Genomic DNA, 24,071 nt, shown 5'->3' with positions numbered 1-24,071 from the left:
ATCCCGTCTAGATTCGGTTCATGGCGGAGACAAAGCGGGAAATCGAGCGGAAGTACGACGTCGAAGCGGCCGCAGAGCTGCCTGACCTGACCGGTGTCGCCTCAGTGGCGAAGGTCGTCGACCAAGGTGTAGTCGAACTGGACGCCGTCTATCACGACACGACCGACCACCTCCTGCTCTCGGACTCGATCACGCTCCGCCGCCGCACGGGCGGCGACGACGAGGGCTGGCACCTGAAACTGCCGGTGTCCCGCATAGAAGGCGCGCGGGACGAGATCCAGGCACCCCTGGCGGACTCGGTGCCTTCCGAGCTGTCCGCGCTGGTGCGCTCCCGGGTGCGCGGCGCCGAACTCGTACCCGTCATGCGGCTGTTGACCGCGCGGGACCTGCGCCACCTCCTCGACGGCAAGGGCGCGCTCCTGGCCGAGCTGAGCATCGACCGGGTCAGGGCCGAACGGCTCACGGAGGGCGGCGGCACCGCCGAGTGGGCCGAGATCGAGGTGGAGCTCGCGGACGACGTGGACCCCGCGCTGCTCGACGCGATCGAGAAGAAGCTCAAGAAGCTCGGCGTCGAGCGGTCGGCGGCCGCGTCGAAACTGGCCAAGGCCCAAGCGGGGACGGCACTGAGCGCGGCCAGGCAGCTGGTCGCGGAGGGCACATTGAAGCCTGCCAAGGGCAAGAAGGGGCAGAAGGGTGAGCGGTACACCGTCATCCAGCCGAAGGACTCCGCCGTGCAACCTGACCCCGTCACCGCTGCCGACCACGTCCTCGCCTACATCCGCACCCAGCGCGACGCCCTCGTCGCCCTCGACCCCGACGTCCGCCGCGACCTGCCGGACTCCGTGCACCAGATGCGGGTCGCCACGCGGCGCATGCGCAGCGCGTTCCGCTCGTACCGGAAGCTGCTCGACCGCTCCGTCACCGACCCGATCGGCGACGAACTGAAGTGGCTCGCGGGGGAACTCGGCGTCGACCGCGACCAGGAGGTCCTGGCCGAGCGGCTCACCGGCCGCATCGACGCCGTGCCGGGGACGCTGCTCCTGGGCCCCGTGCGGGCCCGCCTGAGCATCTGGAACGTCGCCGGCTCCGTCGACGCCCGGAGCAGGACCGTCGCCGCGCTCGAAAGCAGCCGGTACGTGCAGCTCCTCGACTCCGTGGACGCGCTGCTCGCCGACCCGCCGCTGCGCAAGGCCGCCACCGCGGCTCCCGGCAAGGCGCTGCCCAAGGCCGCCCGTAAGGACTTCGCCCGCCTGGAGGCCCGCATCGAACACGCCCTCGCGCTCGCTCCGGGGGAGGAGCGTGACGTGGCGATGCACCGCGCCCGCAAGGCCGCCAAGCGCGCCCGGTACGCGGGTGAGGCGGCGAAGCCCGCGCTCGGCAAGCCCGCCAAGCGGTTCGCGAAGCGGATGAAGGCCGTCCAGAAGGTGCTCGGCGATCACCAGGACAGCGTGGTCGCGCGCGAGGCCCTGCGGAACCTCGCGATCCAGGCCCACGCGGCGGGCGAGACCGCCTTCACCTGGGGTCTTCTGTACGGCCAGGAGGAGGCCAGGGCCGCCGAGCGCGAGCACGAGCTGCCGGCGGTATGGCACCGGGCGTCCCGGCCGAAACTGAGGTCGTCATTGGGTGGCTGAGTGGCGGGGTACGCTGGATGGTCACCCCTGCCAGCTCATGAGAGACGCCGAGATGCCTGTCGAGTCCGTCTTCCCACGCCTGGAAGCGCTTCTCCCGCACGTCCAGAAGCCCATCCAGTACGTCGGCGGAGAGCTCAACTCCACCGTCAAGGACTGGGACGAATGTGACGTCCGCTGGGCGCTCATGTACCCGGACGCCTACGAGGTGGGGCTGCCCAACCAGGGCGTCATGATCCTCTACGAGGTACTGAACGAGCGCGAGGGCGTCCTCGCCGAGCGCACGTACAGCGTCTGGCCGGACCTCGAAGAGCTGATGCGGGAGCACAAGGTCCCGCAGTTCACCGTGGACAGCCACCGCCCGGTCAGCGCGTTCGACGTCTTCGGGCTCAGCTTCTCCACGGAGCTCGGGTACACGAACATGCTCACGGCCCTGGACCTGGCGGGCATCCCGCTGTCGGCCAAGGACCGCACGGTCGACCACCCCATCGTCCTCGCCGGAGGCCACGCGGCCTTCAACCCCGAGCCGATCGCGGAGTTCATCGACTGCGCGGTCATCGGCGACGGCGAGCAGGCCGTGCTCGACATGACCGCGATCATCCGCGAGTGGAAGGCCGAGGGCCGCCCCGGCGGCCGCGAGGAAGTCCTGTTCCGCCTCGCGCGGACCGGCTCCGTCTACGTCCCCGGGTTCTACGACGTCGAGTACCTCCCGGACGGGCGGATCGGCCGCGTCGTACCGAACAAGTCCGGTGTCCCGTGGCGCGTGTCCAAGCACACCGTCATGGACCTGGACGAGTGGCCCTACCCCAAGCAGCCCCTCGTGCCGCTCGCGGAGACCGTCCACGAGCGCATGTCCGTGGAGATCTTCCGCGGCTGCACCCGCGGCTGCCGCTTCTGCCAGGCCGGCATGATCACGCGCCCCGTGCGGGAGCGAAGCATCACCGGCATCGGCGACATGGTGGAGAAGGGCCTCAAGGCGACCGGCTTCGAAGAGGTCGGCCTGCTGTCCCTGTCCTCCGCGGACCACACGGAGATCGCGGATGTCGCCAAGGGCCTCGCGGACCGGTACGAGGAAGACAAGATCGGCCTCTCGCTGCCCTCGACCCGCGTCGACGCCTTCAACATCGACCTGGCGAACGAGCTGACGAGGAACGGCCGCCGTTCAGGCCTCACCTTCGCCCCCGAGGGCGGCAGCGAGCGGATGCGGAAGGTCATCAACAAGATGGTCTCCGAAGAGGACCTGATCCGCACCGTCGCGACCGCGTACGGCAACGGCTGGCGTCAGGTCAAGCTGTACTTCATGCTCGGCCTGCCCACCGAGACCGACGAGGACGTCCTGCAGATCGCGGACATGGCGGCGAACGTCATCGCCAAGGGCCGCGAGGTCGCGGGCAACGACATCCGCTGCACTGTCTCCATCGGCGGCTTCGTGCCCAAGCCGCACACGCCCTTCCAGTGGGCCCCGCAGCTGTCGGCCGAGGAGACGGACGCCCGCCTCGCGAAGCTGCGCGACAAGATCCGCGGCGACAAGAAGTACGGCCGCTCGATCGGCTTCCGCTACCACGACGGCAAGCCCGGCATCGTCGAGGGCCTGCTCTCGCGCGGCGACCGCCGTATCGGTTCGGTCATCCGCGCGGTGTACGAGGACGGCGGCCGCTTCGACGGCTGGCGCGAGCACTTCAGCTACGACCGCTGGATGGCCTGTGCCGAGAAGACGCTGCCCGAGTTCGGCGTGGACGTCGACTGGTACACCACGCGTGAGCGCACGTACGAGGAGGTCCTGCCCTGGGACCACCTGGACTCCGGTCTCGACAAGGACTGGCTCTGGGACGACTGGCAGGACTCGCTCGACGAGACCGAGGTCGAGGACTGCCGCTGGACCCCGTGCTTCGACTGCGGCGTCTGCCCGCAGATGCAGACCGAGATCCAGATCGGCCCGACCGGCAAGAAGCTCCTCCCGCTGTCGGTCGTGAAGTAGATGGCGCGGCCGGGGCCGGTGGCCGGAGCGGGTCCCCGACTCGTGCCGCCCACCGGCCTCGTGCATCTCTCCTTCATCGCCGCGATGGAGGAGTTCCGCGCCGAGGGGCGCGGCGGCGATGACGACGACACGACGCTCGGCCGCACCTTGCGCGACTACGGCGACAAGTGGCACGACCCGGTGGTCTTCGAGCGCTACGTGACCGAGGTCCGCGCGGCCACGCACCCCGCCGAGCCGCTCGCCGTCCCCGTGACGACCCTCTGGTACGCGCAGGGGGCCGACTACTTCGGCCGCCTCGCCATCCGGCACAACGTCAACACGCGCTTCCTGCGCGAGTACGGCGGCCACATCGGCTACGACGTACGGCCCACCGCCCGCCGCCGCGGCCACGCCACGGCGATGCTGATCGGCGCACTGCCGTACGCACGCGCGCTTGACATCCCATCGGTCCTGGTCACCTGCGACACCGACAACACCGGTTCGCGCAAGGTGATCGAGGGCGCGGGCGGCGCCTTCGAGGACGAACGCGGCGGAAAGCTGCGGTACTGGATCCCGACCGGCGCCTGACCGAACCAGCACCCACAACTGACGCGTCTAGGACGGCATGGACCTGGAAAAGCGGCCGCTCACCGCACCACAACCGCAAGCCGATGGCTGCCTCGCCGTCGCGATCCGCATCCCGGTGCGGATCGTGGTGCTCGTACTCGTCGTGCCGGTGCGCCTGGTGTGGGACGCCCTCGCCGTGTGCGGCCGCTTCCTGTACTTCAGGGGCCTGCGGCCGGTGGGGCGCGCTCTGGCGTGGCTGGGGCGGACGCTGATCGTGACGCCGCTGGCCTGGCTGATGGAGCACGTCATCACGCCGGTCGCGCTCGGCGTCGCCCAGGCCACGGTGTGGCTGCTCAAGGCCGTGTTCGTGTGGCCGTGGGTGGGTCTGTGGCGGTACGTGGTGGTGCCGGTCGGTAAGGCGCTCGGGTGGCTCGGGCGGGTGCTGTTCGTGATTCCCGCCATGTGGCTGTACGCATCCGTGCTGACGCCTATCGGGCACGGACTCGCCTGGCTGGCCAAGGGATTGTGGGCGGGCATCGACTGGAGCGTCCGCGGGATCGGGGCCGGCGTCGGGTGGCTGCTGCGGGGCATCGGGACGGTGCTCGGCGCCCTGGGGCGCTGGATCTTCGTCGTACCCGCCGTCGCCCTGTGGCGCTGGGTGCTCGCGCCCATCGGGCGGGGTATCGCGGTCGTCGCGCGCGAGATCGGCGCCGCGTTCGGACACGCCTGGCGTGTCGCCGGGTACGTCTCGCTCGCCGTGGGCCGCTTCCTCGGCAGGCTCCTGCGGTGGCTCTTCGTCGACCCGGCGCGCTGGGTGTACCGCGCGGTCCTCACTCCCGTGGGGTATGCGGTACGCGACGGCATCTGGCGGCCCACGGCCAAGGCGGTGAGGGGCGCGGGCCGCGCCACCCGGCAGGCCGTCGCCGCCGCCCGCCGCAGCATGCGCGAGGCCCGCGCCGACGTACGGCGCATGCTGTTCGGGGCGCCGAAGGAGCGGGTCCCGGTGGGGGCCGTCCCGATGGAGCCCGCGCCGGTGCCGGTGGCCCGGCGGGAACCGGACACGCCCGGGACACGTACTCTAGGTAGCAGTACGACCGCACTCACGAAGGACTAGAACACTGGGCAAGCGACAGCCCGAAGGCCCGCCGCCCGCTCCCGCGGTGCAGCGCATCCGCCTGCGCTACACCAAGCGCGGCCGCCTCCGGTTCACCAGCCACCGTGACTTCCAGCGCGCCTTCGAGCGGGCGCTGCGCCGCGCCGAGGTGCCCATGGCGTACTCGGCGGGGTTCACCCCGCACCCGAAGGTGTCGTACGCCAATGCCGCACCCACCGGCACCGGCAGCGAGGCCGAGTACCTGGAGATCGCGCTCACCGAGCCGCGTGACCCCGACAAGCTGCGCGAGCTGCTCGACGAGTCGATGCCCAGCGGCCTCGACATCATCGACGCCGTCGAGTCCCGCACCTCGGGCCTCGCCGACCGGCTCACCGCGTCCGTCTGGGAGCTGCGCCTGACCGGCGTCGAGCCCGCGGACGCGGAGCGTGCCGCCGAGGCCTTCCGGGCCGCTACGAGCGTCGAGGTCCAGCGCCGTGCGAAGAACGGCATGCGGACCTTCGACGCCCGCGAGGCCGTCGTGAGCCTTGAGGCGCTCGCCGCCGACGAGGCGCTCGGTCCCGACGCTGATAGGCCGACCGACCAGCCCTGTGCGATACTGCGGCTGGTTGTTCGGCACGTGACACCTGCCGTACGACCCGACGACGTCCTGTCCGGTCTCCGAGCTGTGGCCGACCTGGCGCCGCCGGTCCCCGCAGCGGTGACCAGGCTGGCGCAGGGGCTTCTTGACGACGAGACCGGCACGGTGACCGACCCGCTCGCGCCCGACCGCGAGGCAGCCACGACCCCACTTGAGCACGACGGGGCCGACGCAGCCGCCGCGAAGGTGCCGGCGACGGAAGGTCCCGTGTAGGGAGGCCCGTCGGCAGAACAGAAGCGCCGCCCTGGTACTCGGGAGCCACCTGGGTCGGGCAGCGCACTGACCGAGACTTTCGCCAGGCCGTCCGCATTTGGGCGTACGGAACCGGCGAGACAGACACATAGAGCTCCCGTGCGGCGCCCACGCCCCCGGATGGCGGCCCCGCGTAGGTGAGCGAGGGCCGCGGACATCACCGGACCAGGCGCGGCGCCCGGGAGCGTGACGGGAGAACCGCCCGCATGCATGAGCCGAACGAACCCACTGAGGGCTCGGACAACAACAGCCCCAGCGACACCCTGCCGCCGCGCCGCAGGCGCCGTGCGGCGTCGCGGCCCGCGGGTCCGCCCGTGGGAGCCACGGAGGGCGCCGAGAGCACAGCTCCGGCCATACCGGCCACCCCCGCCGCCGAGGAGCCCGCCAAGGCCGTGACTCCGGAGCCCGCAGCGGCCGAGGAAGCAGCCCCCGCCCCGCGCCCGCGCCGCCGTGCCACCCGCCGTGCCTCGGCTCCCGCCGGTGCGCCGCAGGGTGCCGAGACGCCCGCCGAGACTCCGGCCGCCGAGCCCGCCGCTGCCGCGGCCGATGCCGAGCCCGAGGAGTCCGCTCCCGCCCCGCGCCGTCGCCGTGCCACCCGCCGCGCCTCGGCTCCCGCCGGTGCGCCGCAGGGTGCCCAGACGCCCGCCGAGACGCCGGTGGCCGCCGAGCCCGCCGTCGAGGAGCCCGCCGCCGAGGTCGCGCCCGAGGCCCAGCCGGAGGCCGGCGACGCCGCCCCGCGCCGTGGCCGCCGCCGCGCGACCCGTGGCTCGTCCGCGCCCGCCGCCCAGACGCAGGCTGCCGAGCAGGCCCCCGCCGAGCCGACGGCCGACGCCGCGCCCGCCGAGGCCAAGCAGGCCCCCGAGCCGGAGGCCGCCGAAGAGGACGCGCCCAGTGGCCGCCGTCCCCGCCGTGCCACCCGCAAGGCCGCCGCCGGATTCTCGGCGCCCGCCCCTGCCCGTGCCCGCAAGGCGCGTGCCGGTGACGGCGAGGAGGGTTCCGGAAGGAAGCCGCGGCCGGCCGTCGCCGTCTTCCAGGCGCCGGTGTTCGCCGCGCCGATGTTCCAGACCCCCGAGAGCGCTGCCGCCGCTGCCGCCGCCGAAGCGGCCGACGAGCCCGCCGAAGAGGTCGAGGCCGAGCCCGTGGCCGCCGCCCCCGTGGCGGAGGAGGAGACGGCTCCGCGCCGTCGCCGTCGCCGAGGCCGCGCCTCCGACGAGCAGCCCGCCGCCGAGCAGCCCGCGAAGGCCGCTCCCCAGGCTGTGGAGGAGCCCGCCGAGCCCGAAGAGGCCGAGGACACCGCCGCGGACAGTGACACCGACAACGACGAGTCCGACGACTCCGGCGAGCGGCACGGCCGCCGTCGCCGTCGTGGTGGCCGTCGCCGCCGCCGCGGTGAGTCCGCCGACGACTCCGGCGAGCAGGACGCGGACGCCGAAGCGGACTCCGACACGGACGCCGCCGAGCAGGACACCGAGCCGGCCGCCGCCGAGGAGTCCGACGACGACTCCGACGACAACGGCTCGGGTTCCGGCTCCAGCAGCAGCCGCCGTCGCCGTCGCCGCCGTCGCCGCGCCGGTGACTCCGGTGAGGCGGAGAGCGCGTCGGACGGCGACCCGGAGCGTACGGTCGTCAAGGTCCGTGAGCCGCGTAAGAAGGAGGAGCGCGAGCTCGGCACCGGCGTCGACGAGGTCACGTCCATCAAGGGCTCGACCCGCCTCGAAGCCAAGAAGCAGCGCCGCCGCGAAGGCCGTGAGCAGGGCCGCCGTCGCGTCCCGATCATCACCGAGGCCGAGTTCCTGGCCCGCCGCGAGGCCGTCGAGCGCGTGATGGTCGTCCGCCAGAACGGCGAGCGCACCCAGATCGGCGTCCTCGAGGACAACGTGCTCGTCGAGCACTACGTCAACAAGGAGCAGGCCACCAGTTACGTCGGCAACGTCTACCTGGGCAAGGTCCAGAACGTGCTGCCGTCCATGGAGGCCGCCTTCATCGACATCGGCAAGGGCCGCAACGCGGTCCTGTACGCCGGCGAGGTCAACTTCGAGGCGCTCGGGATGGCCAACGGCCCCCGCCGCATCGAGTCCGCCCTCAAGTCGGGCCAGTCGGTCCTCGTGCAGGTCACGAAGGACCCGATCGGCCACAAGGGCGCCCGCCTCACCAGCCAGGTCTCGCTGCCCGGCCGCTACCTGGTCTACGTGCCCGAGGGCTCGATGACCGGCATCAGCCGCAAGCTGCCCGACACCGAGCGCGCGCGTCTGAAGACCATCCTCAAGAAGATCGTCCCCGAGGACGCGGGCGTCATCGTGCGCACCGCCGCCGAGGGCGCGAGCGAGGACGAGCTGCGCCGTGACGTCGAGCGTCTGCAGCAGCAGTGGGAGGACATCCAGAAGAAGTCGAAGGCGGCCTCGACGAGCGCGCCCGGCCTGCTGTACGGCGAGCCGGACATGACCGTCCGTGTCGTCCGCGACATCTTCAACGAGGACTTCTCGAAGGTCATCGTCAGCGGTGACGACGCCTGGGAGACCATCCACGGATACGTCTCCCATGTCGCCCCCGACCTGGCCGACCGCCTGCAGCGCTGGACCTCCGAGGTCGACGTCTTCGCGACGTACCGCATCGACGAGCAGCTGATGAAGGCGCTCGACCGCAAGGTCTGGCTGCCCAGCGGCGGCTCGCTGGTGATCGACAAGACCGAGGCGATGATCGTCGTCGACGTCAACACCGGAAAGTTCACCGGCCAGGGCGGCAACCTCGAAGAGACCGTCACGAGGAACAACCTCGAGGCGGCCGAGGAGATCGTGCGCCAGCTGCGCCTGCGTGACCTCGGCGGCATCGTCGTCATCGACTTCATCGACATGGTCCTGGAGTCCAACCGCGACCTGGTCCTGCGCAGGCTGCTCGAATGCCTGGGCCGCGACCGTACGAAGCACCAGGTGGCCGAGGTCACCTCGCTGGGCCTCGTGCAGATGACCCGTAAGCGGGTCGGCCAGGGCCTCCTGGAGTCCTTCTCCGAGACCTGCGTCCACTGCAACGGCCGTGGCGTGATCGTGCACATGGAGCAGCCGACCTCCGCCGGTGGCGGCGGCAAGCGCAAGAAGCGCGGCCGCGGCGGCTCGGAGCAGGGCCAGGAGCACACGCACGAGCACGAGGCCACGGACGAGGTCGAGACCGAGACCGAGGCCGAGGTCGCCGCGGAAGCAGCCGCCCCGGTGGCGCTTCCGGAGCCCGACTTCGTCCCGGACGAGGAGCTGTACAGCAGCGCGTCCGAGGCCGAGGCCGCGGCGTCCCGCGGCGGCCGTTCGCGCCGCAGGGCGACCCGTCGGGCCTCGGCTCCGGCCGGCGCCCCGAAGGCGGACACCGCGCCCAGGGCGGAGAGCGCGCCCAAGGCGGAGAAGCGGTCCAGGTCCCGCAAGGCCGCCACGGCCGAGGACGAGGCTCCGGTGGTCGAGGCCCCCGTGGTCGAGACTCCGGCCGCCGCCGAGGACCCGGTCGTCGAGGTGGCCCCCGAGGCGCCCGCGGACGACGCGGCCCCCAAGGGGCGTACGCGCCGTCGTGCGACCCGCAAGGCGACGTCGCCCGCCGGTTCGCCGAAGTCCGCGGGGAGCGCCGAGCCCGAGGCCGCCGAGGTGATCGTGGCCGAGGCGCCGAAGGCCGAGCCCGTCGCGGAGCCGGTCGCCGAGCCTGTCGCCGCCGAGCCGGTCGCGGACGCCGCCCCGGCCCGCCCGCGCCGTCGTGCGGTCCGCAAGGCCACCGCGCCGACCGCGTCCGATGAGGCGGCCGTCCTGGTCGTCCCGTCGGCGGAGAAGGCCGCTCAGGCCCCGGAGACCGCTTCGGACAAGGCCGAGACCGAGGCCGAGGAAGCCGCTCCGGCCAAGAAGACGGCGCGTAAGACCGCCGCCAAGAAGGCGCCCGCGAAGAAGGCCGCCGCCAAGAAGACCGCGGCCAAGAAGACGGCCGCCAAGAAGACGACGGCCAAGAAGGCGTCGAAGACGACGAAGAAGACCGCCGCTGCGGAGCAGGCACCGTCCGGTGTCAAGGCCGCCGCGGCCGACGAGGGCTGACCTGGTCCTTCGCCGTTCGTACAGGTGACCGGGCGCCCCCGGTGTGGTGATGTGGCCACGCCGGGGGCGCCCGTCTGTTGGCACGTGGTGAAGTACCTGTAAAACTCATGCGGTTGGTGAAAGAACACACGCGCGTGGCGTCCGGGGAGACGTCGCGCTCGTGTCAGGGAGGGGACGCACGATGGCGCAGGGTCGCCTGAAAGGCACGGGACGTCACCGTGCCGTGAAACAGATCAAGGGCGGACGCCAGGCGGTCGCGCTGGCCACCGTCCTGTCGGCGGCGGGGATCCAGTCCGTCAGCGCCGTGGGGACGGCGGCGGCCGACGGGGAGCCGCCGCTGGTGGAGGCACCGCTCTTCAACGACCCGAAGGGCACACCGGAGCAGCAGCACGCGATCCGGACCAGGCTGATCGACCTGACGAACGCCGCGGTGCCCGGCTCGACCATCAAGGTCGCGGTCTACCACGTGTGGGAGGCCTCGGTCGTCGACGCGCTCGTGGCGGCCAAGCACCGGGGCGTGAACGTGCAGATGGTGCTCGACGAGACCAGCAGGAGCGACCGCCCCACGAACACCTCGTACGCCAGGCTGGCGACGGAGCTCGGCACCGACCGCGACAAGCCGTCCTTCGTGACGCTCTGCCCGGCCGACAAGTCCTGCCTGGGTGACCCCAAGTACGGCAAGTCGATCATGCACAACAAGTTCTGGCTGTTCTCGCAGGTCGAGGGCGCCAGGGACGTCGTCGTACAGACCACGTCGAACTCGACGCCCTCCGCGCACACGAAGTTCTACAACGACGCGCTGCAGCTCCCGAACAACCCGACGATGTACGAGGCCTACGCCGACTACTTCGCCGAGATGATCCGCAAGGACTGGCGGAACTGGGACTACCGCACGGTGAGCGACGGCCTCTACAAGGCGTACTTCTTCCCGCGCTCCGGCACGGTCAACGAGACCGACACCATGTACTCGGTCCTGAACAACGTGCAGTGCAACTACAAGGACGCGGCCGGGGTGGCCAGGCACACCAACATCCGTGCCTCGATCTTCAAGATCACCCGCAAGCAGATCGCCGACAAGCTCGTCTCGCTCAAGAAGGCGGGCTGCACGGTCAGCATCGTCTACGCCGAGACCGACAGCGCCAAGAGCCAGGGCGGCACCCCTGGCACCTGGGAGGCCCTGCACAAGGCCGGCGGGCCGACCGTGCGCTGCTTCAACGACGACCGGGACCCGCTGCACCCCGGCACCAAGCTGACAACGCCCTACATCATCCACTCGAAGTACCTGCTCATCGACGGCATGTACGACGGCAAGCGGAACAAGCTCTCCTTCACCGGCTCGCAGAACTACACGGCTCCGGCGCTGCGTGAGAACGACGAGGCGATCGTGAAGGTCGACGACGATTCCGTGCACGACGCGTACCGCGGCCACTTCGACCGGGTAGGGGCCGTCGCCTGGCCGGGCAAGGCCGACAGCACCGACCTGTGCAAGGGTGTCAAGCCGCTGCCGCCGGACGGTGAGAAGCCGGTTTGACCCGTCCGGCCCAGCCCCGTAATCTTGACCGTCGGCGTGTTACTAGGCACGTCCTACCCCTGTAAACCTGATTTCCCTTCCGGCGCCCCCGGCGCTCGGGAGAGGCCGACCGTGCATCTGGACGGGCGGCTGGACTGCGGGGGTCCCGTTCCGAGCGAGAGAGAGATCCGTGTACGCCATCGTGCGCAGCGGTGGTCGCCAGCACAAGGTTGCTGTCGACGACATCGTTGAGGTTGACAAGCTTCCCACCGCCAAGGTTGGCGACACCGTAGAGCTCTCTACGCTGCTCGTTGTCGACGGCGACGCCGTGACGAGTGACCCGTGGGTGCTTGCCGGTATCAAGGTCACGGCCGAGGTCGTGGACCACCACAAGGGCGCGAAGATCGACATCCTTCGCTACAAGAACAAGACCGGCTACCGCCGTCGCCAGGGTCACCGCCAGCAGTACACGGCGATCAAGGTCACCGGTATCCCCACGGCTGCGAAGTAAGGGACTGAGAACACATGGCACACAAGAAGGGCGCATCGTCCACTCGGAACGGGCGCGATTCCAATGCTCAGCGGCTCGGCGTGAAGCGCTTCGGCGGTCAGACCGTCAACGCCGGTGAGATCCTGGTCCGCCAGCGTGGCACCCACTTCCACCCCGGCTCGAGCGTCGGCCGTGGCAAGGACGACACGCTGTTCGCGCTGGCCGCCGGTGCGGTCGAGTTCGGCACCCACCGTGGCCGCAAGGTCGTGAACATCGTTCCGGTCGCCTGAACCAGGCTTCTGTAGAACGGGTTCTTTGCGAGGGCGGACCTCACTTCCCTTTCGGGAAGCGGGTCCGCCCTTCGCGTGTTACACCTAGGTGCATTTCGCCCCTGACATTCCGTAAGTTTCTGGAGGCACATCCCATGACCACCTTCGTGGACCGCGTCGAGCTGCATGTCGCCGCGGGTAGCGGGGGCCACGGCTGTGCCTCCGTCCACCGTGAGAAGTTCAAGCCGCTCGGCGGTCCCGACGGCGGTAACGGCGGCCGTGGCGGTGACGTGATCCTGGTCGTCGACCAGTCGGTCACGACGCTGCTCGACTACCACCACTCCCCGCACCGCAAGGCCACCAACGGCGCCCCCGGCGCCGGTGACAACCGCTCCGGCAAGGACGGCCAGGACCTGGTCCTGCCCGTGCCGGACGGCACCGTCATCCTCGACAAGCAGGGCAACGTCCTCGCCGACCTGGTCGGCCAGGGCACCACGTACGTCGCGTCGCAGGGCGGTCGCGGCGGCCTCGGCAACGCCGCGCTCGCCTCGGCCCGCCGCAAGGCGCCCGGCTTCGCGCTGCTCGGCGAGCCGGGCGACGAGGGCGACGTCGTCCTGGAGCTCAAGACCGTCGCGGACGTCGCGCTCGTGGGTTACCCGAGCGCGGGCAAGTCCTCGCTGATCTCGGTCCTGAGCGCGGCCAAGCCGAAGATCGCGGACTACCCGTTCACGACGCTGGTCCCCAACCTCGGTGTGGTGACGGCCGGTTCGACCGTCTACACCATCGCCGACGTACCGGGCCTGATCCCGGGCGCGAGCCAGGGCAAGGGCCTTGGCCTGGAGTTCCTGCGGCACGTCGAGCGGTGCAGCGTCCTGGTGCACGTCCTGGACACGGCGACCCTCGAGTCCGACCGTGACCCCGTCTCCGACCTCGACATCATCGAGGCCGAGCTGCGTGAGTACGGCGCGGGCCTGGAGAACCGCCCGCGTGTCGTCGTCCTCAACAAGATCGACGTACCGGACGGCCAGGACCTCGCCGACCTGGTCCGCCCCGACCTGGAGGCCCGCGGCTACCGCGTCTTCGAGGTGTCGGCCGTGGCGCACAAGGGGCTCAAGGAGCTCTCCTTCGCGCTCGCCGAGATCGTGGCCGCGGGGCGTGCCGCGAAGCCGAAGGAGGAGGCGACCCGTATCGTCATCCGCCCCAAGGCCGTGGACGACGCGGGCTTCACCGTCAAGCTCGGCGACGACGGCATCTACCGCGTGCGCGGCGAGAAGCCGGAGCGCTGGGTGCGCCAGACCGACTTCAACAACGACGAGGCCGTCGGCTACCTCGCGGACCGGCTCAACCGCCTCGGCGTCGAGGAAGAGCTGATGAAGGCGGGCGCCCGCACGGGTGACGGCGTCGCCATCGGCCCCGAGGACAACGCGGTCGTCTTCGACTGGGAGCCCACGGTGATGGCCGGCGCGGAGATGCTCGGCCGCCGCGGCGAGGACCACCGCCTGGAGGCGCCCCGTCCCGCTGCTCAGCGCCGCAGGGACCGGGACGCGGAGCGGGACGAGGCGGAGAAGGCGTACGACGACTTCGATCCGTTCTAGTCCCTGGCCCCGTAAGGGGCGCGGGGAACTGCGCGACCAGCCACGAAGCGCCCGCAGTGACGCATGAAGAGAAGGGCCCCGGAGCCGAAGCTCCGGGGCCCTTCTCCGCGCCTGGGGGCGCCCTACTACGCCGTGACGGAGTCTTCCGCGCCGTTCGGGTTCGGTTCCGTCGGGTCGGATTCCATCTCCTCCGCCGCGTCCTGCGCCGCACGCTGGCCGGGGATCTCCGCGTCGATGCGGGTGGCCATGCGAAGACGGCGCTCGTCGGCCCTGGCCGCGAGCGCGAGGGCCGCGTCGTTGAAGCGGGCCAGCGAGGGCGGGTCCGAGGGGCCGAGGAGGTGCTCCTTGAGCGCCGCGCGGGCCTCGGCGTGCGTGTCCTTCTCCGGGGAGCGGACGGCCTCAAGGAGGTCGGGGACACCCTCGGCGGTCGGGGAGAGGATCGCCGCGGCGCTCACCGTCGGGAAGCCCGAGCGGAAGTCCGCCTCGGACATGCCGGAGGTGTTGGCGACCGCGTACGGCTTCTCGCTCGTCAGCCAGTCGGAGACGACCGAGGAGACGTCGCTGATCAGCAGGTCCGCCTGGTTGAAGCAGGAGAAGATCGCGGGGCGCGCGGTGGTGATGATCTGGTGCTCCCACTCGGGGAACGACGCCCAGTACGCCGCCTCCCACGCCGCCGTCGCCTCGGCGACCGCGGCCTGCTGGTCGCCGTCGGGCGTGCCCTGGAGCATCATCCGCTCCATCTCGTCCACGCTCTTGCGGAACGCGGTCGAGGTCAGCCGGTCCAACTCGCCGGTGCGGCGTGCCAGTTCGGCCAGGGAGTCCTGGCCGGGACGCTCGCCGGAACGCTTGGCGGCGGCCTCGCGGATCATCGTCTTGATGCGCTCGTCGGCGGCGCCGGCGCGCGGGTCCTGCGAGCCGGTCATCGGGTGCGGCTTGTAGATGAGCCGGACGCCGGGGTCGGCGAGCAGCTGCCGGACGATGTTCTCGCCCGCGAGGGTCACCGACGTGTTGCCGGGGTTGCCGTCCCAGCCCTCCCAGGTGGGGGCGTACAGCACGGTCGTGAAGGGGCCCGTGGGGGCGCCCGTCGACCGCAGGATCGGGGACAGCTGGGGGCGGCCGACCTCGACCACGTCCTTGTCCTCGACGCCGACGTCCGCGGCCTGGTAGCGGTCGCGCGCGGCGGGGCCCGCCACCCACACCTCGTCGTACGCCTTCGCGTACGGGTTGCAGGAGGACAGCTTGTCGCTCTCGCCGTGGTTGATGAAGGCGTGCTTGATCGTGGGGATGCGCAGCACCTGCGAGGTCTTCGCGGCGTTCGCCGGGTGCAGCATCATCTTCAGCGTCGACGTCTCCAGGGAGAACATCGTCGCGACCTTCGGGAAGCAGATGATCGGGACGTCGGTCGCGTCGATCTTCTGCACCATGAACCGCTCACGCAGCACGATCAGCGGCTTGCCGTCGAGCTCGGAGAGCGTGGAGAGCCACATGTTCGCCTGGTACGCGGACGTGGAGCCGCCCGAGAAGTACATCGCGACGGACGGCTGGTAGTCGGCCAGCCAGTTGTCCAGCCACTCCATGACCTTCTCGTCGTTCTTCGCGCGCTTCTTGGGGAGCAGCCACGTGGCGAGGTAGATCGCGCCGATGCCCATCAGGGCGATGGAGATCCCGAGGCCGATGCCGCCCCAATACGCCTCGGTGGTGGCCGCGGTGACCATCAGACCTGCCGTGGCGGGGACCGAGAACGTCAGCAGGCGGTGGGCCTGGCGGCGCGCGAGGATCCGCGGCGGGGCCGCGGTCAGGTGCAGCGCGGACGCGTCGATGTTGCGGGTGACGATCGGCAGCTGGCGGGCGCGGCGCACCAGTATGGCGGTGGCCTGGCAGCCGAAGTGCAGGAAGTAGAACGCGAGCAGCGAGATCGTCAGCGGCGACTGCTCGGAGAGCGGCTCGATGCCGTCGATGCGCAGCAGGCCGACCAGGATCAGCATGTCGCGCAGGAGCTGCCTGACCGTGACATCGAAGCGGATCTTGCCCAGGAGGGAGAGGAGGCCCGGCTGTTTGTACTGCAGGTAGACATCGAGCGCGAGGTTCGCCGCCGACGCGGCGATGAACACCGGTACATACGGGACCAGCGCGCTGACGAGCTGGGCCGTGAAGAGCGCGAACATCGCGAACAGCGCGGAGAGCTGCACGATGCGGCGGGGTGCGAGTCCGGCAGAGGGCACGGGCTTGGGCTCCTGGCGGGGGATCGGGGGGATCGGATGGGGGGAAGTCAGGGAAGACGACCACTGACCGTATGACGTGCCGTGGCTCTGTAGCAATCTTCCGTGACGACAATCACCGGATAAAGGGGCAAAGGTACTGAGCCCCGGGGCCGGGATTCGCCTCGGACGAGCCTTCGGCCCCTGGCCGGTCCGCTCCGCGAAATGGATGGGCGTCCCACGCGCCACCTCGCGTAGATTGCTGGTCCGGCAGGGAATGGGATCTTCGGGATCAATTGGGGAAGTCGTGGCTGGGGCAAGGCAGGGCGTCGCAGAGGCCCACAGGGTTGTCGTCAAGGTCGGGTCCTCGTCCCTGACCACCGCGTCGGGGGGCCTGGACGCCGATCGCGTTGACGCCCTCGTTGACGTGCTCGCCAAGAGCCGCAGCGGCGGCGAGCGCGAGATCGTGCTCGTGTCGTCCGGCTCCATCGCCGCCGGGCTCTCGCCGTTGGGGCTGCGTAGGCGGCCCAAGGACCTGGCGAGGCAGCAGGCGGCCGCCAGCGTTGGCCAAGGCCTTCTCATGGCCCGCTACACCGCTTCCTTCGCCCGGTACGGCGTACGCGTCGGGCAGGTGCTCCTCACCTCCGACGACATGGCGCGGCGCGCCCACCACCGCAACGCCTCGCGCACCTTCGACCAGCTCCTGGCGATGGGCGCGCTGCCGGTCGTGAACGAGAACGACACCGTGGCGACGGACGAGATCCGCTTCGGCGACAACGACCGGCTCGCCGCCCTCGTCGCCCACCTCGTCCACGCCGACCTCCTCGTCCTGCTCTCCGACGTGGACGGCCTCTACGACGGCGACCCCGCCAGGCCGGGCACCTCCCGGATCTCCGAGGTCACCGGCCCCGCCGACATAGCGCACGTCCAGATCGGCAGCGCGGGCAAGGCGGGCGTCGGCACCGGCGGCATGGTCACCAAGGTCGAGGCCGCGCGGATCGCCGCGGCGGCCGGTATCCCGGTGGTCCTGACCTCCGCGAGCCAGGCCGCCGACGCCCTCGCGGGCCGCGACACCGGCACGTACTTCCACCGCACGGGCCGCCGCTCCGGGGACCGGCTCCTGTGGCTCCAGCACGCCTCCGAGCCGCGGGGCGCGCTGACGCTCGACGACGGGGCCGTGCGCGCGGTCGTCGAGGGGCGCAAATCGCTGCTGCCCGCCGGGATCGCGGCGGTCGAGGGAGACTTCGCCGCGGGCGACCCGGTCGAGCTGCGGGACGCCGCGGGGCGGGCCGTGGCGCGCGGCCTGGTGAACTTCGACGCCAAGGAGCTGCCCCAGCTCCTCGGCCGCTCCACGCGGGATCTCGCGCGGGAGCTCGGACCGGCGTACGAGCGGGAAGTCGTGCACCGCGACGACCTGGTCCTGCTGCACGACTGAGCTCTTGGCGGGCTCGGGCCCTCGGCCGAAAACAGGCGCGAACGCCGTGCGACGACTGGCCACCGCGAGGTGAAACTCCCCAAAACCGCCCCGCGGGGGCGCTTGGCCTGCTCAACTTTGTTCCAGACACTTCCGCACGACCATTGCGTATCCGCACCACCATTGCGTAGAGGAGGCCGTCGTGAGACGAGTGCGCCCGGGAGCGTCGTCCCGCGCGCCGGCTGAGCGGTCCCTGACCAGCGTCGCAGCGGGGGCGACGTATACCGGTGACACGCGAGCGGCGGGGGAGAAGGACGAGAGGCAGGAGGGCGAGACGGTGGACGCGCCCCGTCTGTGGCACGTCACCCTGAGCGTCTCGGGGGGCGAAGCCCCGCTCAAGGAGGTCAGGCGGGGCCTCGAACAGCTCGCCCACGACCACCCCTTCCTGCTGACCAGCAGGTATGCGCCCGACCACGCGGAGATCCGCTACTGGGAAGAGGCCCGCGACCTGCACGACGCCGCCGCGGTCGCGCTCCGCCTCTGGGGCGAGCACCGGCAGAGCGCGCAGCTCCCGCCCTGGGAGATCGTCGGTCTTGAGGTCATCGACCGCGACACGTACCACCAGCGCATCGCGGAGGGGTACGGCCCGCTGCCCGCGACCCCGGTGGGCGTGCACCCTTTTTGAGCCGTCTTGCCTTCCGACCCGTCGTGAGCACCGTGGTCTCGGCTGCTGAAACAGCGGGTGGACTCCGGCCGGTCCCCATTACGCTGCGGGCATGACGTCCCTCACGCCTCCGTTCTCGGGCTTGCCGTACGACAACCTCTCGCCCGTCGCCCAGGCCGCCTACCGCGCCCGTGGCGCCGCCGCGACGCTCGCGCCGCTGCCGCGCGCCGCCAAGGACGACGCGCTCCTGGCGATCGCCGACGCCCTCGAGGTGCGTACGGCCGAGATCATCGAGGCCAACGGCAAGGACACCGCCCGCGCCCGCGAGGCCGGGACCAGCGAGTCCGTCGTGGACCGGCTGACCCTCACCCCGGAGCGGGTCCGCGCCATCGCCGCCGACGTGCGTGACGTGGCCGCCCTGCCCGACCCCGTCGGCGAGGTCGTCCGCGGCTCGACCCTGCCGAACGGCATCGACCTGCGCCAGGTCCGCGTCCCGCTCGGCGTCGTCGGCATCATCTACGAGGCCCGCCCGAACGTCACCGTGGACGCCGCCGCCCTCTGCCTGAAGTCCGGCAACGCCGTGCTCCTGCGGGGCTCGTCGTCGGCGTACGAGTCCAACACCGCGCTCGTCCGCGTCCTTCGCGACGCCGTCCACGGAGCGGGCCTGCCCGCCGACGCCGTCCAGCTCGTGCCGGGCGAGAACCGCGACTCCGTACGCGAGCTGATGCGCGCCCGCGGCCTCGTCGACGTCCTCATCCCGCGCGGCGGCGCCTCGCTGATCAAGACCGTCGTCGAGGAGTCCACCGTCCCGGTCATCGAGACCGGCACCGGGAACTGCCACGTGTACGTGGACGCCGACGCCGACCTGGACATGGCCGTCGACATCCTCATCAACTCCAAGGCCCAGCGCCCCAGCGTCTGCAACGCCGCCGAGACGCTCCTGGTGCACGCCGACATCGCCGACGCCTTCCTGCCGCGCGCCCTGGACGCCCTGGCCGAGGCCGGGGTCACCGTGCACGCCGACGAGCGGGTCGTCCCGTACGCCGATGGGTCGAAGGCCACCGTCGTGCCCGCGACCACGGAGGACTGGGAGACCGAGTACCTCTCGTACGACATCGCGGCGGGCATCGTCGACTCCCTGGAGCAGGCCGTCGAGCACATCCGCCTGTGGACCTCCGGGCACACCGAGGCGATCGTCACCACCTCGCAGCAGGCCGCGCGCCGCTTCACCCAGCTCGTGGACTCCACGACGGTCGCCGTGAACGCCTCCACGCGCTTCACGGACGGCGGCCAGTTCGGCTTCGGCGCCGAGATCGGCATCTCCACGCAGAAGCTGCACGCCCGCGGCCCGATGGGGCTTCCCGAGCTGACCTCGACCAAGTACATCGTCACCGGCGACGGCCACACCCGCTGAATTCCCGCACGGGTCCAATTCCCGTACCGTCTGCCCAGATTGCCCCTTCCGGGGCTACGCTGGAAGGGTGCCGGAGGACGTGGGGGGCACGCCGTCGTTTCCCGACGGCTGGGAGCCCGACGACGACCACGACCGCGGGGGTGCGGACGAAGAGTTCGCCTCCGTGGTCTTCGACGAGGCCTTCGTCAAGGCTGCCGAGGTTCATGAACCCACCGCGGTGGAAAGGCTGTTGGCCGCCGCCCAGGCGCGCGCCGAGGCCTCCGAGGCCGAGAGCCGCCGGGCCCGCACCCGGGGCTCGGGCCGTGACTCGCCGGAGGACGACCTCTACGACGAGCAGTTCGGCCCGGACGGCGGCGACTTCGGCCACGACGCGGACCTCGACGACGTGTACGACCGGGAGTTCACCGAGGACGGGTACGGCCGGCAGGGCTACGGGGGCCACAACCGCTGGCACCGCCCCGTGGCCTGGATGCTCGCCCTCCTGATGGGTATCGGCATGGTCGCGCTCGCCTTCACCGCGGTCTATCGCGGCGCCTCGACGGGCCGCCAGGACCCCGCCCCGCCGCCGGTGTCCACGGAGCCCTCCGCCTCCGCGGAGTACGGCCCGCCGCCGGTGTCGGCGTCGCCCCGCCTTCCGTGAGGAGCGGCGGTTGTCGGAACTTGTCGTGTAGCAGGGCGTTTACCTGACCGCGCGGAGACCTAACCTGAAGGTATGGGCGGGCCAGGAGAACCACCTCAGGGGACACCCGGGGGCGCTCCCGCCGGTGGCGATGACGAGTACCGATCCGTCGTCTTCGATGAATCGTTCGTCCGCGCCGCACGGCTCCAGGAGTACTCCGCGCAGGAGCGCATGAGTGACCACACGCATGCGGTGCGTCGCCTCCCCGGCCGCCACCGGCACCTCTCCAAACAGGCCGTGATCCTCGTCCTGCTGATCGCCGTCGCCTTCGGCACCGCGATCTACATGGGCGTACGCCACCCGTACCAGAACCCCGTCGCCCAGCACCCCGAGCCGCTGCGGATGACGGTCATCCCGCTCGCCCCGCCGGGACCGGTGCCCGGCGCCGAGAAGCCCGCCGAGCTGTACGAGCACAGCCCCGCGGCGCAGTTCCGGGTGGGCGCGTCGGGCATCAACCTCCCTGCGGCGCGGCGCACTTCACACTTCTCGGACGGTCAGGTGATGACCGCGCTGACCACCGCCAAGGACTATCTCGTCGAGTCCTCGCTCGACCCGGACGTCCTCACCGGCGGCGCCGTGCGCTCCGCGCGCATCCTCCTCGACCCCCAGCAGCTAGACCAGTTCGACAAGAGCTTCGCGCACCCGGCGGCGGACGGGCGGCACGCGCCCACCGGCTGGCTGGTGCGGTTCGACCCGACGAAGACGGCCCTCGCGACGCCCGGCATCCGCGTCCACGGCACGCTGCACGCCACCGAGACGGACAAGAACACCCTCGAGGTGACCTCGGACCACACCTTCGTCTACGCGCTGCGTCCGGCCGGCAAGGGGGAGCACGTCAAGGCCTCGCTGTTCACGGTCCGCCGTGAGCTGCAGTTCCGCTTCGACCGCGACGACCTGCGGATGCGCCAGGCCGAGCTGCTCGTGTCGTACACGCAGGCAGGACCGCTCACCTGCTCGGCCGACTCCGCCAACCAGCTGCGGCCGCTGCTCGCCGGGCAGAAGGCGAAGGCGGGCGGCCCCGCGGGCACCGACCCGTACGCCACGGGTGATGCCACGGCGCTGTGCGGCTCGCTCTCGGCCACCGCCCAGCCTTCGCTCTGAGGGTTCTGAGGGTTCTGAGGGTTCTGAGGGTTCCGCGGGTTGTGAGTACTACTTCTCCTCGGTGGGGCCCTGTGGGCCCTGGCCGCCGGTGAACTTCCCGCGCAGCTTGCCGCCCAGGTCGCCCGCGCCGCCCGCGATGTCGTTGACCAGCTTCATCAGCGGGTCCTTGCTGTGGCGTACGTCGTCGGCGTAGCTGGAAGCGGACTGGCGGAAGGAGTCCGACACCGAGGTGTCCCTGTCCTCGTCGCGGCGGGGGTAGTGGCCGTCCATGATCCGCTGGTAGTCGCGGGACTCGGCCCACTTCTTCAGCTCGGCGGCGCGCACGGTGGTGAAGGGGTGCGTGCGCGGCAGTACGTTCAGGATCTTCAGGACCGAGTCGCGCAGGTCGCCCCCGGCCTCGTACTCCTTCGCCTGCTCCAGGAACGCGTCCACGTTCATCTCGTGCAGGTGGTTGCCGCCCGCGATCTTCATCAGGCCGCGCATCGACGCCTTGAGATCCTGGCCCACCAGGAGCCCGGCGCGGTCCGCCGACAGCTCGGACTTGCGGAACCACTCGCGCAGGGCGGTCACGATCGCCATGATCGCCACGTTGCCGAGCGGGATCCAGGCGACCTTGAGCGCGAGGTTGGTGAGGAAGAGCAGTATCGTCCGGTACACCGAGTGTCCGGAGAGCGCGTGGCCCACCTCGTGACCGACGACCGCCCGCATCTCCTCCTCGTCGAGCAGCTCGACGAGGCCCGTGGTCACCACGATGATCGGCTCGTCGAGACCGATGCACATCGCGTTCGGGTTCGGGTCCTGGTTCACGTACATCGGCGGGACCTCCTCCAGGTCCAGGATGTAACAGGCGTCCCGCAGCATCGTGTTCAGGTGGGCGAACTGCGCGTCGGAGACCCGTACGGAGTCCGAGAGGAACAGCAGCCGCAGGCTCCGCTCGGGAAGCAGCGCGCTGAGCGCCTTGAAGACGGTGTCGAAGCCGGTGAGCTTGCGCAGGGCCACCAGGGCCGAACGGTCCGCCGGGTGCTCGTACGCCCGTGACGAGATGCCGGGAAAGCGCCGGCGCTGCCTGCTCGGCACGTGCTCGTGGCCACCGCTCTCGTAGCCACCGTCCTGCCGGCCGCGGTCGTTGTCGTCGGTCATGCCCCATCCCCCATGCTCGTCCAGTCATGCCCCCGAGGTGGGTCCCAGCCTAGGCGGAGATACCGTGACAGGGCAGCACAGCGAATGGAGTCGCCCGTCATGGCCGTCATGGAGCACAGCGCCGCAGCCCACCCCTGGGTCACGGAGGCGGCCGCCCTGGCCGCGAAGGAGCAGGGTGCGGGCAATCTGCTGCGCGTCGTCCTGATCGTCATGGTCGTCGGCTGTGTGCTCGTGGCGTGGTTCCTGCTGCGGGGCTACCGCCAGGGGGCCGACGCCGAGCGAAGGGCCGCCGAGCGTGGTGAGGACCGTCCGGGCGGGGGCGAGGACCGTCCCGGCGGGGCGGATGAGGGCGACCGCGCGGACCACCGCGCGGACCGCAACAGCTGAGTCGGCGTGAGCTCGGCCGGTGTCCCCGCATACGATGGCCCGGAAGTCTTTGTCCCGCCCACCTCCGGATAGGTCCTGCCGACGATGAGCCTCCACAGCACCGCCTCCCAGCTGGTCACCCTCGCCTCCGAGGGCAAGCACGTCGACGAGCACGCAAGCCTCAGCCCTCTCGTCACCGGCGGTGGCGCGTTCGTCGCGCTGATGCTGCTCCTGTGGATCACCACGCGCTTCAACCGCGACCGCTGAGCTCCGACCGCCGGCTGAGCTCCAACCGCTGAGCGCGACCGCTGAGCGGTCTCACGGAACGGACGGCTGGGCCGGAGCCCGTCGACCGGGCCGGTAGGGTCTGCACGCATGGGAGAGCAGGACATGCCTACCGGTCCCGGTACCGGCCCGGCCAGCAAGGGCAAACGCCGCCTGGGCGTCATGGGCGGAACGTTCGACCCGATCCACCACGGACACCTGGTGGCGGCCCAGGAGGTCGCCGCGCAGTTCCACCTCGACGAGGTGGTGTTCGTGCCGACCGGGCAGCCGTGGCAGAAGAGCGACAAGGCGGTGTCCCCGGCCGAGGACCGTTATCTGATGACGGTCATCGCGACGGCCGAGAACCCCCAGTTCTCGGTGAGCCGCATCGACATCGACCGCGGCGGCCCGACCTACACGACGGACACGCTGCGCGATCTGCGCACGCTCAATCCCGACACGGACCTCTTCTTCATCACGGGCGCCGACGCCCTCGGCCAGATCCTCACCTGGCGCTACACCGATGAGCTGTTCTCCCTTGCGCACTTCATCGGGGTGACCCGGCCCGGCCATACGCTGGCCGACCCCGGGCTTCCCGAAGGCGGCGTCTCCCTCGTGGAGGTCCCGGCCCTCGCCATCTCGTCCACGGACTGCCGGGCGCGGGTCGCCAAGGGTGACCCCGTCTGGTATCTGGTGCCGGACGGTGTGGTGCGTTATATCGACAAGCGTGAGCTGTACCGCGGCGATTGAGCCGAGA

General features: G+C 71.0%; 20 protein-coding genes. 18 read left to right on the top strand and 2 right to left on the bottom strand.

Annotation, left to right across the window (positions count from 1 at the left end):
* Nucleotides 1–20 precede the first annotated feature (20 nt).
* The 10 genes from ABXJ52_RS12475 to obgE all read left to right on the top strand — a co-directional run bounded on the left by ABXJ52_RS12475 (nt 21) and on the right by obgE (nt 14,074).
* Nucleotides 21–1,631: a CYTH and CHAD domain-containing protein gene (locus ABXJ52_RS12475; RefSeq protein WP_367041859.1), complete on the top strand. Its 1,611-nt coding sequence runs from the start codon at nt 21–23 to the stop codon at nt 1,629–1,631.
* A 52-nt stretch (nt 1,632–1,683) separates the two neighbouring features.
* Complete coding sequence (locus ABXJ52_RS12470) at nt 1,684–3,606, top strand: TIGR03960 family B12-binding radical SAM protein (RefSeq protein WP_367041858.1); 1,923 nt, start codon at nt 1,684–1,686, stop codon at nt 3,604–3,606.
* Nucleotides 3,607–3,648: 42 nt separating this feature from the next.
* Nucleotides 3,649–4,173, top strand: coding sequence for a GNAT family N-acetyltransferase (locus ABXJ52_RS12465; protein WP_367041856.1), 525 nt, complete (start codon nt 3,649–3,651; stop codon nt 4,171–4,173).
* A gap of 37 nt (nt 4,174–4,210) precedes the next feature.
* Complete coding sequence (locus ABXJ52_RS12460) at nt 4,211–5,266, top strand: hypothetical protein (RefSeq protein ID WP_367041855.1); 1,056 nt, start codon at nt 4,211–4,213, stop codon at nt 5,264–5,266.
* A gap of 46 nt (nt 5,267–5,312) precedes the next feature.
* Entirely contained in the window at nt 5,313–6,116 is an 804-nt protein-coding gene (locus tag ABXJ52_RS12455) for a TIGR03936 family radical SAM-associated protein (protein WP_367041853.1), read from the top strand.
* 245 nt (nt 6,117–6,361) lie between these two features.
* On the top strand, nt 6,362–10,210 hold the full coding sequence (locus ABXJ52_RS12450) for an Rne/Rng family ribonuclease (RefSeq protein WP_367041851.1): 3,849 nt from the start codon (nt 6,362–6,364) through the stop codon (nt 10,208–10,210).
* A gap of 223 nt (nt 10,211–10,433) precedes the next feature.
* Entirely contained in the window at nt 10,434–11,741 is a 1,308-nt protein-coding gene (locus ABXJ52_RS12445; protein ID WP_367041850.1) for a phospholipase D-like domain-containing protein, read from the top strand.
* A 169-nt stretch (nt 11,742–11,910) separates the two neighbouring features.
* Entirely contained in the window at nt 11,911–12,231 is a 321-nt protein-coding gene (gene rplU / locus ABXJ52_RS12440) for a 50S ribosomal protein L21 (RefSeq protein ID WP_160505004.1), read from the top strand.
* Between the two features lie 14 nt (nt 12,232–12,245).
* On the top strand, nt 12,246–12,500 hold the full coding sequence (rpmA, locus tag ABXJ52_RS12435) for a 50S ribosomal protein L27 (protein WP_160505003.1): 255 nt from the start codon (nt 12,246–12,248) through the stop codon (nt 12,498–12,500).
* Between the two features lie 134 nt (nt 12,501–12,634).
* Nucleotides 12,635–14,074 (top strand): GTPase ObgE, encoded by a 1,440-nt coding sequence (obgE, locus tag ABXJ52_RS12430; protein WP_367041849.1) that lies wholly within the window; start codon nt 12,635–12,637, stop codon nt 14,072–14,074.
* A 125-nt stretch (nt 14,075–14,199) separates the two neighbouring features.
* On the opposite strand, the gene ABXJ52_RS12425 is transcribed toward obgE, so the two are convergent.
* Nucleotides 14,200–16,296 (bottom strand): hypothetical protein, encoded by a 2,097-nt coding sequence (locus ABXJ52_RS12425; protein WP_367041848.1) that lies wholly within the window; start codon nt 16,294–16,296, stop codon nt 14,200–14,202.
* Nucleotides 16,297–16,549: 253 nt separating this feature from the next.
* On the opposite strand from ABXJ52_RS12425, the gene proB reads away from it, so the two are divergent.
* The 5 genes from proB to ABXJ52_RS12400 all read left to right on the top strand — a co-directional run bounded on the left by proB (nt 16,550) and on the right by ABXJ52_RS12400 (nt 21,544).
* A complete protein-coding gene (gene proB, locus ABXJ52_RS12420) occupies nt 16,550–17,707 on the top strand; it encodes a glutamate 5-kinase (RefSeq protein WP_367041846.1) in 1,158 nt (385 codons plus the stop codon).
* A gap of 181 nt (nt 17,708–17,888) precedes the next feature.
* Nucleotides 17,889–18,371, top strand: a complete 483-nt coding sequence (locus ABXJ52_RS12415; protein WP_367041844.1) for a hypothetical protein — start codon at nt 17,889–17,891, stop codon at nt 18,369–18,371.
* A gap of 91 nt (nt 18,372–18,462) precedes the next feature.
* Nucleotides 18,463–19,764, top strand: a complete 1,302-nt coding sequence (locus ABXJ52_RS12410) for a glutamate-5-semialdehyde dehydrogenase (RefSeq protein ID WP_367041842.1) — start codon at nt 18,463–18,465, stop codon at nt 19,762–19,764.
* A gap of 67 nt (nt 19,765–19,831) precedes the next feature.
* Nucleotides 19,832–20,404, top strand: coding sequence for a hypothetical protein (locus ABXJ52_RS12405; protein WP_367041840.1), 573 nt, complete (start codon nt 19,832–19,834; stop codon nt 20,402–20,404).
* Nucleotides 20,405–20,476: 72 nt separating this feature from the next.
* Nucleotides 20,477–21,544, top strand: coding sequence for a hypothetical protein (locus ABXJ52_RS12400; protein WP_367041838.1), 1,068 nt, complete (start codon nt 20,477–20,479; stop codon nt 21,542–21,544).
* 48 nt (nt 21,545–21,592) lie between these two features.
* On the opposite strand, the gene ABXJ52_RS12395 is transcribed toward ABXJ52_RS12400, so the two are convergent.
* Nucleotides 21,593–22,684, bottom strand: a complete 1,092-nt coding sequence (locus ABXJ52_RS12395; protein WP_367041833.1) for a M48 family metallopeptidase — start codon at nt 22,682–22,684, stop codon at nt 21,593–21,595.
* A gap of 99 nt (nt 22,685–22,783) precedes the next feature.
* Between ABXJ52_RS12395 and ABXJ52_RS12390 the strand changes: the two genes are divergently transcribed.
* The 3 genes from ABXJ52_RS12390 to nadD all read left to right on the top strand — a co-directional run bounded on the left by ABXJ52_RS12390 (nt 22,784) and on the right by nadD (nt 24,064).
* A complete protein-coding gene (locus tag ABXJ52_RS12390; protein WP_367049491.1) occupies nt 22,784–23,071 on the top strand; it encodes a hypothetical protein in 288 nt (95 codons plus the stop codon).
* 84 nt (nt 23,072–23,155) lie between these two features.
* Entirely contained in the window at nt 23,156–23,317 is a 162-nt protein-coding gene (locus tag ABXJ52_RS12385; RefSeq protein WP_367041831.1) for a hypothetical protein, read from the top strand.
* Nucleotides 23,318–23,425: 108 nt separating this feature from the next.
* Entirely contained in the window at nt 23,426–24,064 is a 639-nt protein-coding gene (gene nadD, locus ABXJ52_RS12380) for a nicotinate-nucleotide adenylyltransferase (RefSeq protein ID WP_367041829.1), read from the top strand.
* Nucleotides 24,065–24,071: the final 7 nt, after the last annotated feature.

It is taken from the genome of Streptomyces sp. Je 1-332, from assembly GCF_040730185.1.
In the GTDB taxonomy this organism is placed as follows: domain Bacteria; phylum Actinomycetota; class Actinomycetes; order Streptomycetales; family Streptomycetaceae; genus Streptomyces.
The sequence above is the reverse complement of the archived record's forward strand: the minus strand, read 5'-3'. Positions and strand labels throughout refer to the sequence as shown.

Coding starts and splice junctions, on each gene's coding strand:
- ABXJ52_RS12475 (WP_367041859.1), top strand. CDS start 21: ATGGCGGAGACAAAGCGGGAAATCGAGCGGAAGTACGACGTCGAAGCG.
- ABXJ52_RS12470 (WP_367041858.1), top strand. CDS start 1,684: ATGCCTGTCGAGTCCGTCTTCCCACGCCTGGAAGCGCTTCTCCCGCAC.
- ABXJ52_RS12460 (WP_367041855.1), top strand. CDS start 4,211: ATGGACCTGGAAAAGCGGCCGCTCACCGCACCACAACCGCAAGCCGAT.
- ABXJ52_RS12450 (WP_367041851.1), top strand. CDS start 6,362: ATGCATGAGCCGAACGAACCCACTGAGGGCTCGGACAACAACAGCCCC.
- rpmA (WP_160505003.1), top strand. CDS start 12,246: ATGGCACACAAGAAGGGCGCATCGTCCACTCGGAACGGGCGCGATTCC.
- obgE (WP_367041849.1), top strand. CDS start 12,635: ATGACCACCTTCGTGGACCGCGTCGAGCTGCATGTCGCCGCGGGTAGC.
- proB (WP_367041846.1), top strand. CDS start 16,550: ATGGGATCTTCGGGATCAATTGGGGAAGTCGTGGCTGGGGCAAGGCAG.
- ABXJ52_RS12410 (WP_367041842.1), top strand. CDS start 18,463: ATGACGTCCCTCACGCCTCCGTTCTCGGGCTTGCCGTACGACAACCTC.
- ABXJ52_RS12400 (WP_367041838.1), top strand. CDS start 20,477: ATGGGCGGGCCAGGAGAACCACCTCAGGGGACACCCGGGGGCGCTCCC.
- ABXJ52_RS12395 (WP_367041833.1), bottom strand. CDS start 22,684: ATGACCGACGACAACGACCGCGGCCGGCAGGACGGTGGCTACGAGAGC.
- ABXJ52_RS12390 (WP_367049491.1), top strand. CDS start 22,784: ATGGCCGTCATGGAGCACAGCGCCGCAGCCCACCCCTGGGTCACGGAG.
- ABXJ52_RS12385 (WP_367041831.1), top strand. CDS start 23,156: ATGAGCCTCCACAGCACCGCCTCCCAGCTGGTCACCCTCGCCTCCGAG.
- nadD (WP_367041829.1), top strand. CDS start 23,426: ATGGGAGAGCAGGACATGCCTACCGGTCCCGGTACCGGCCCGGCCAGC.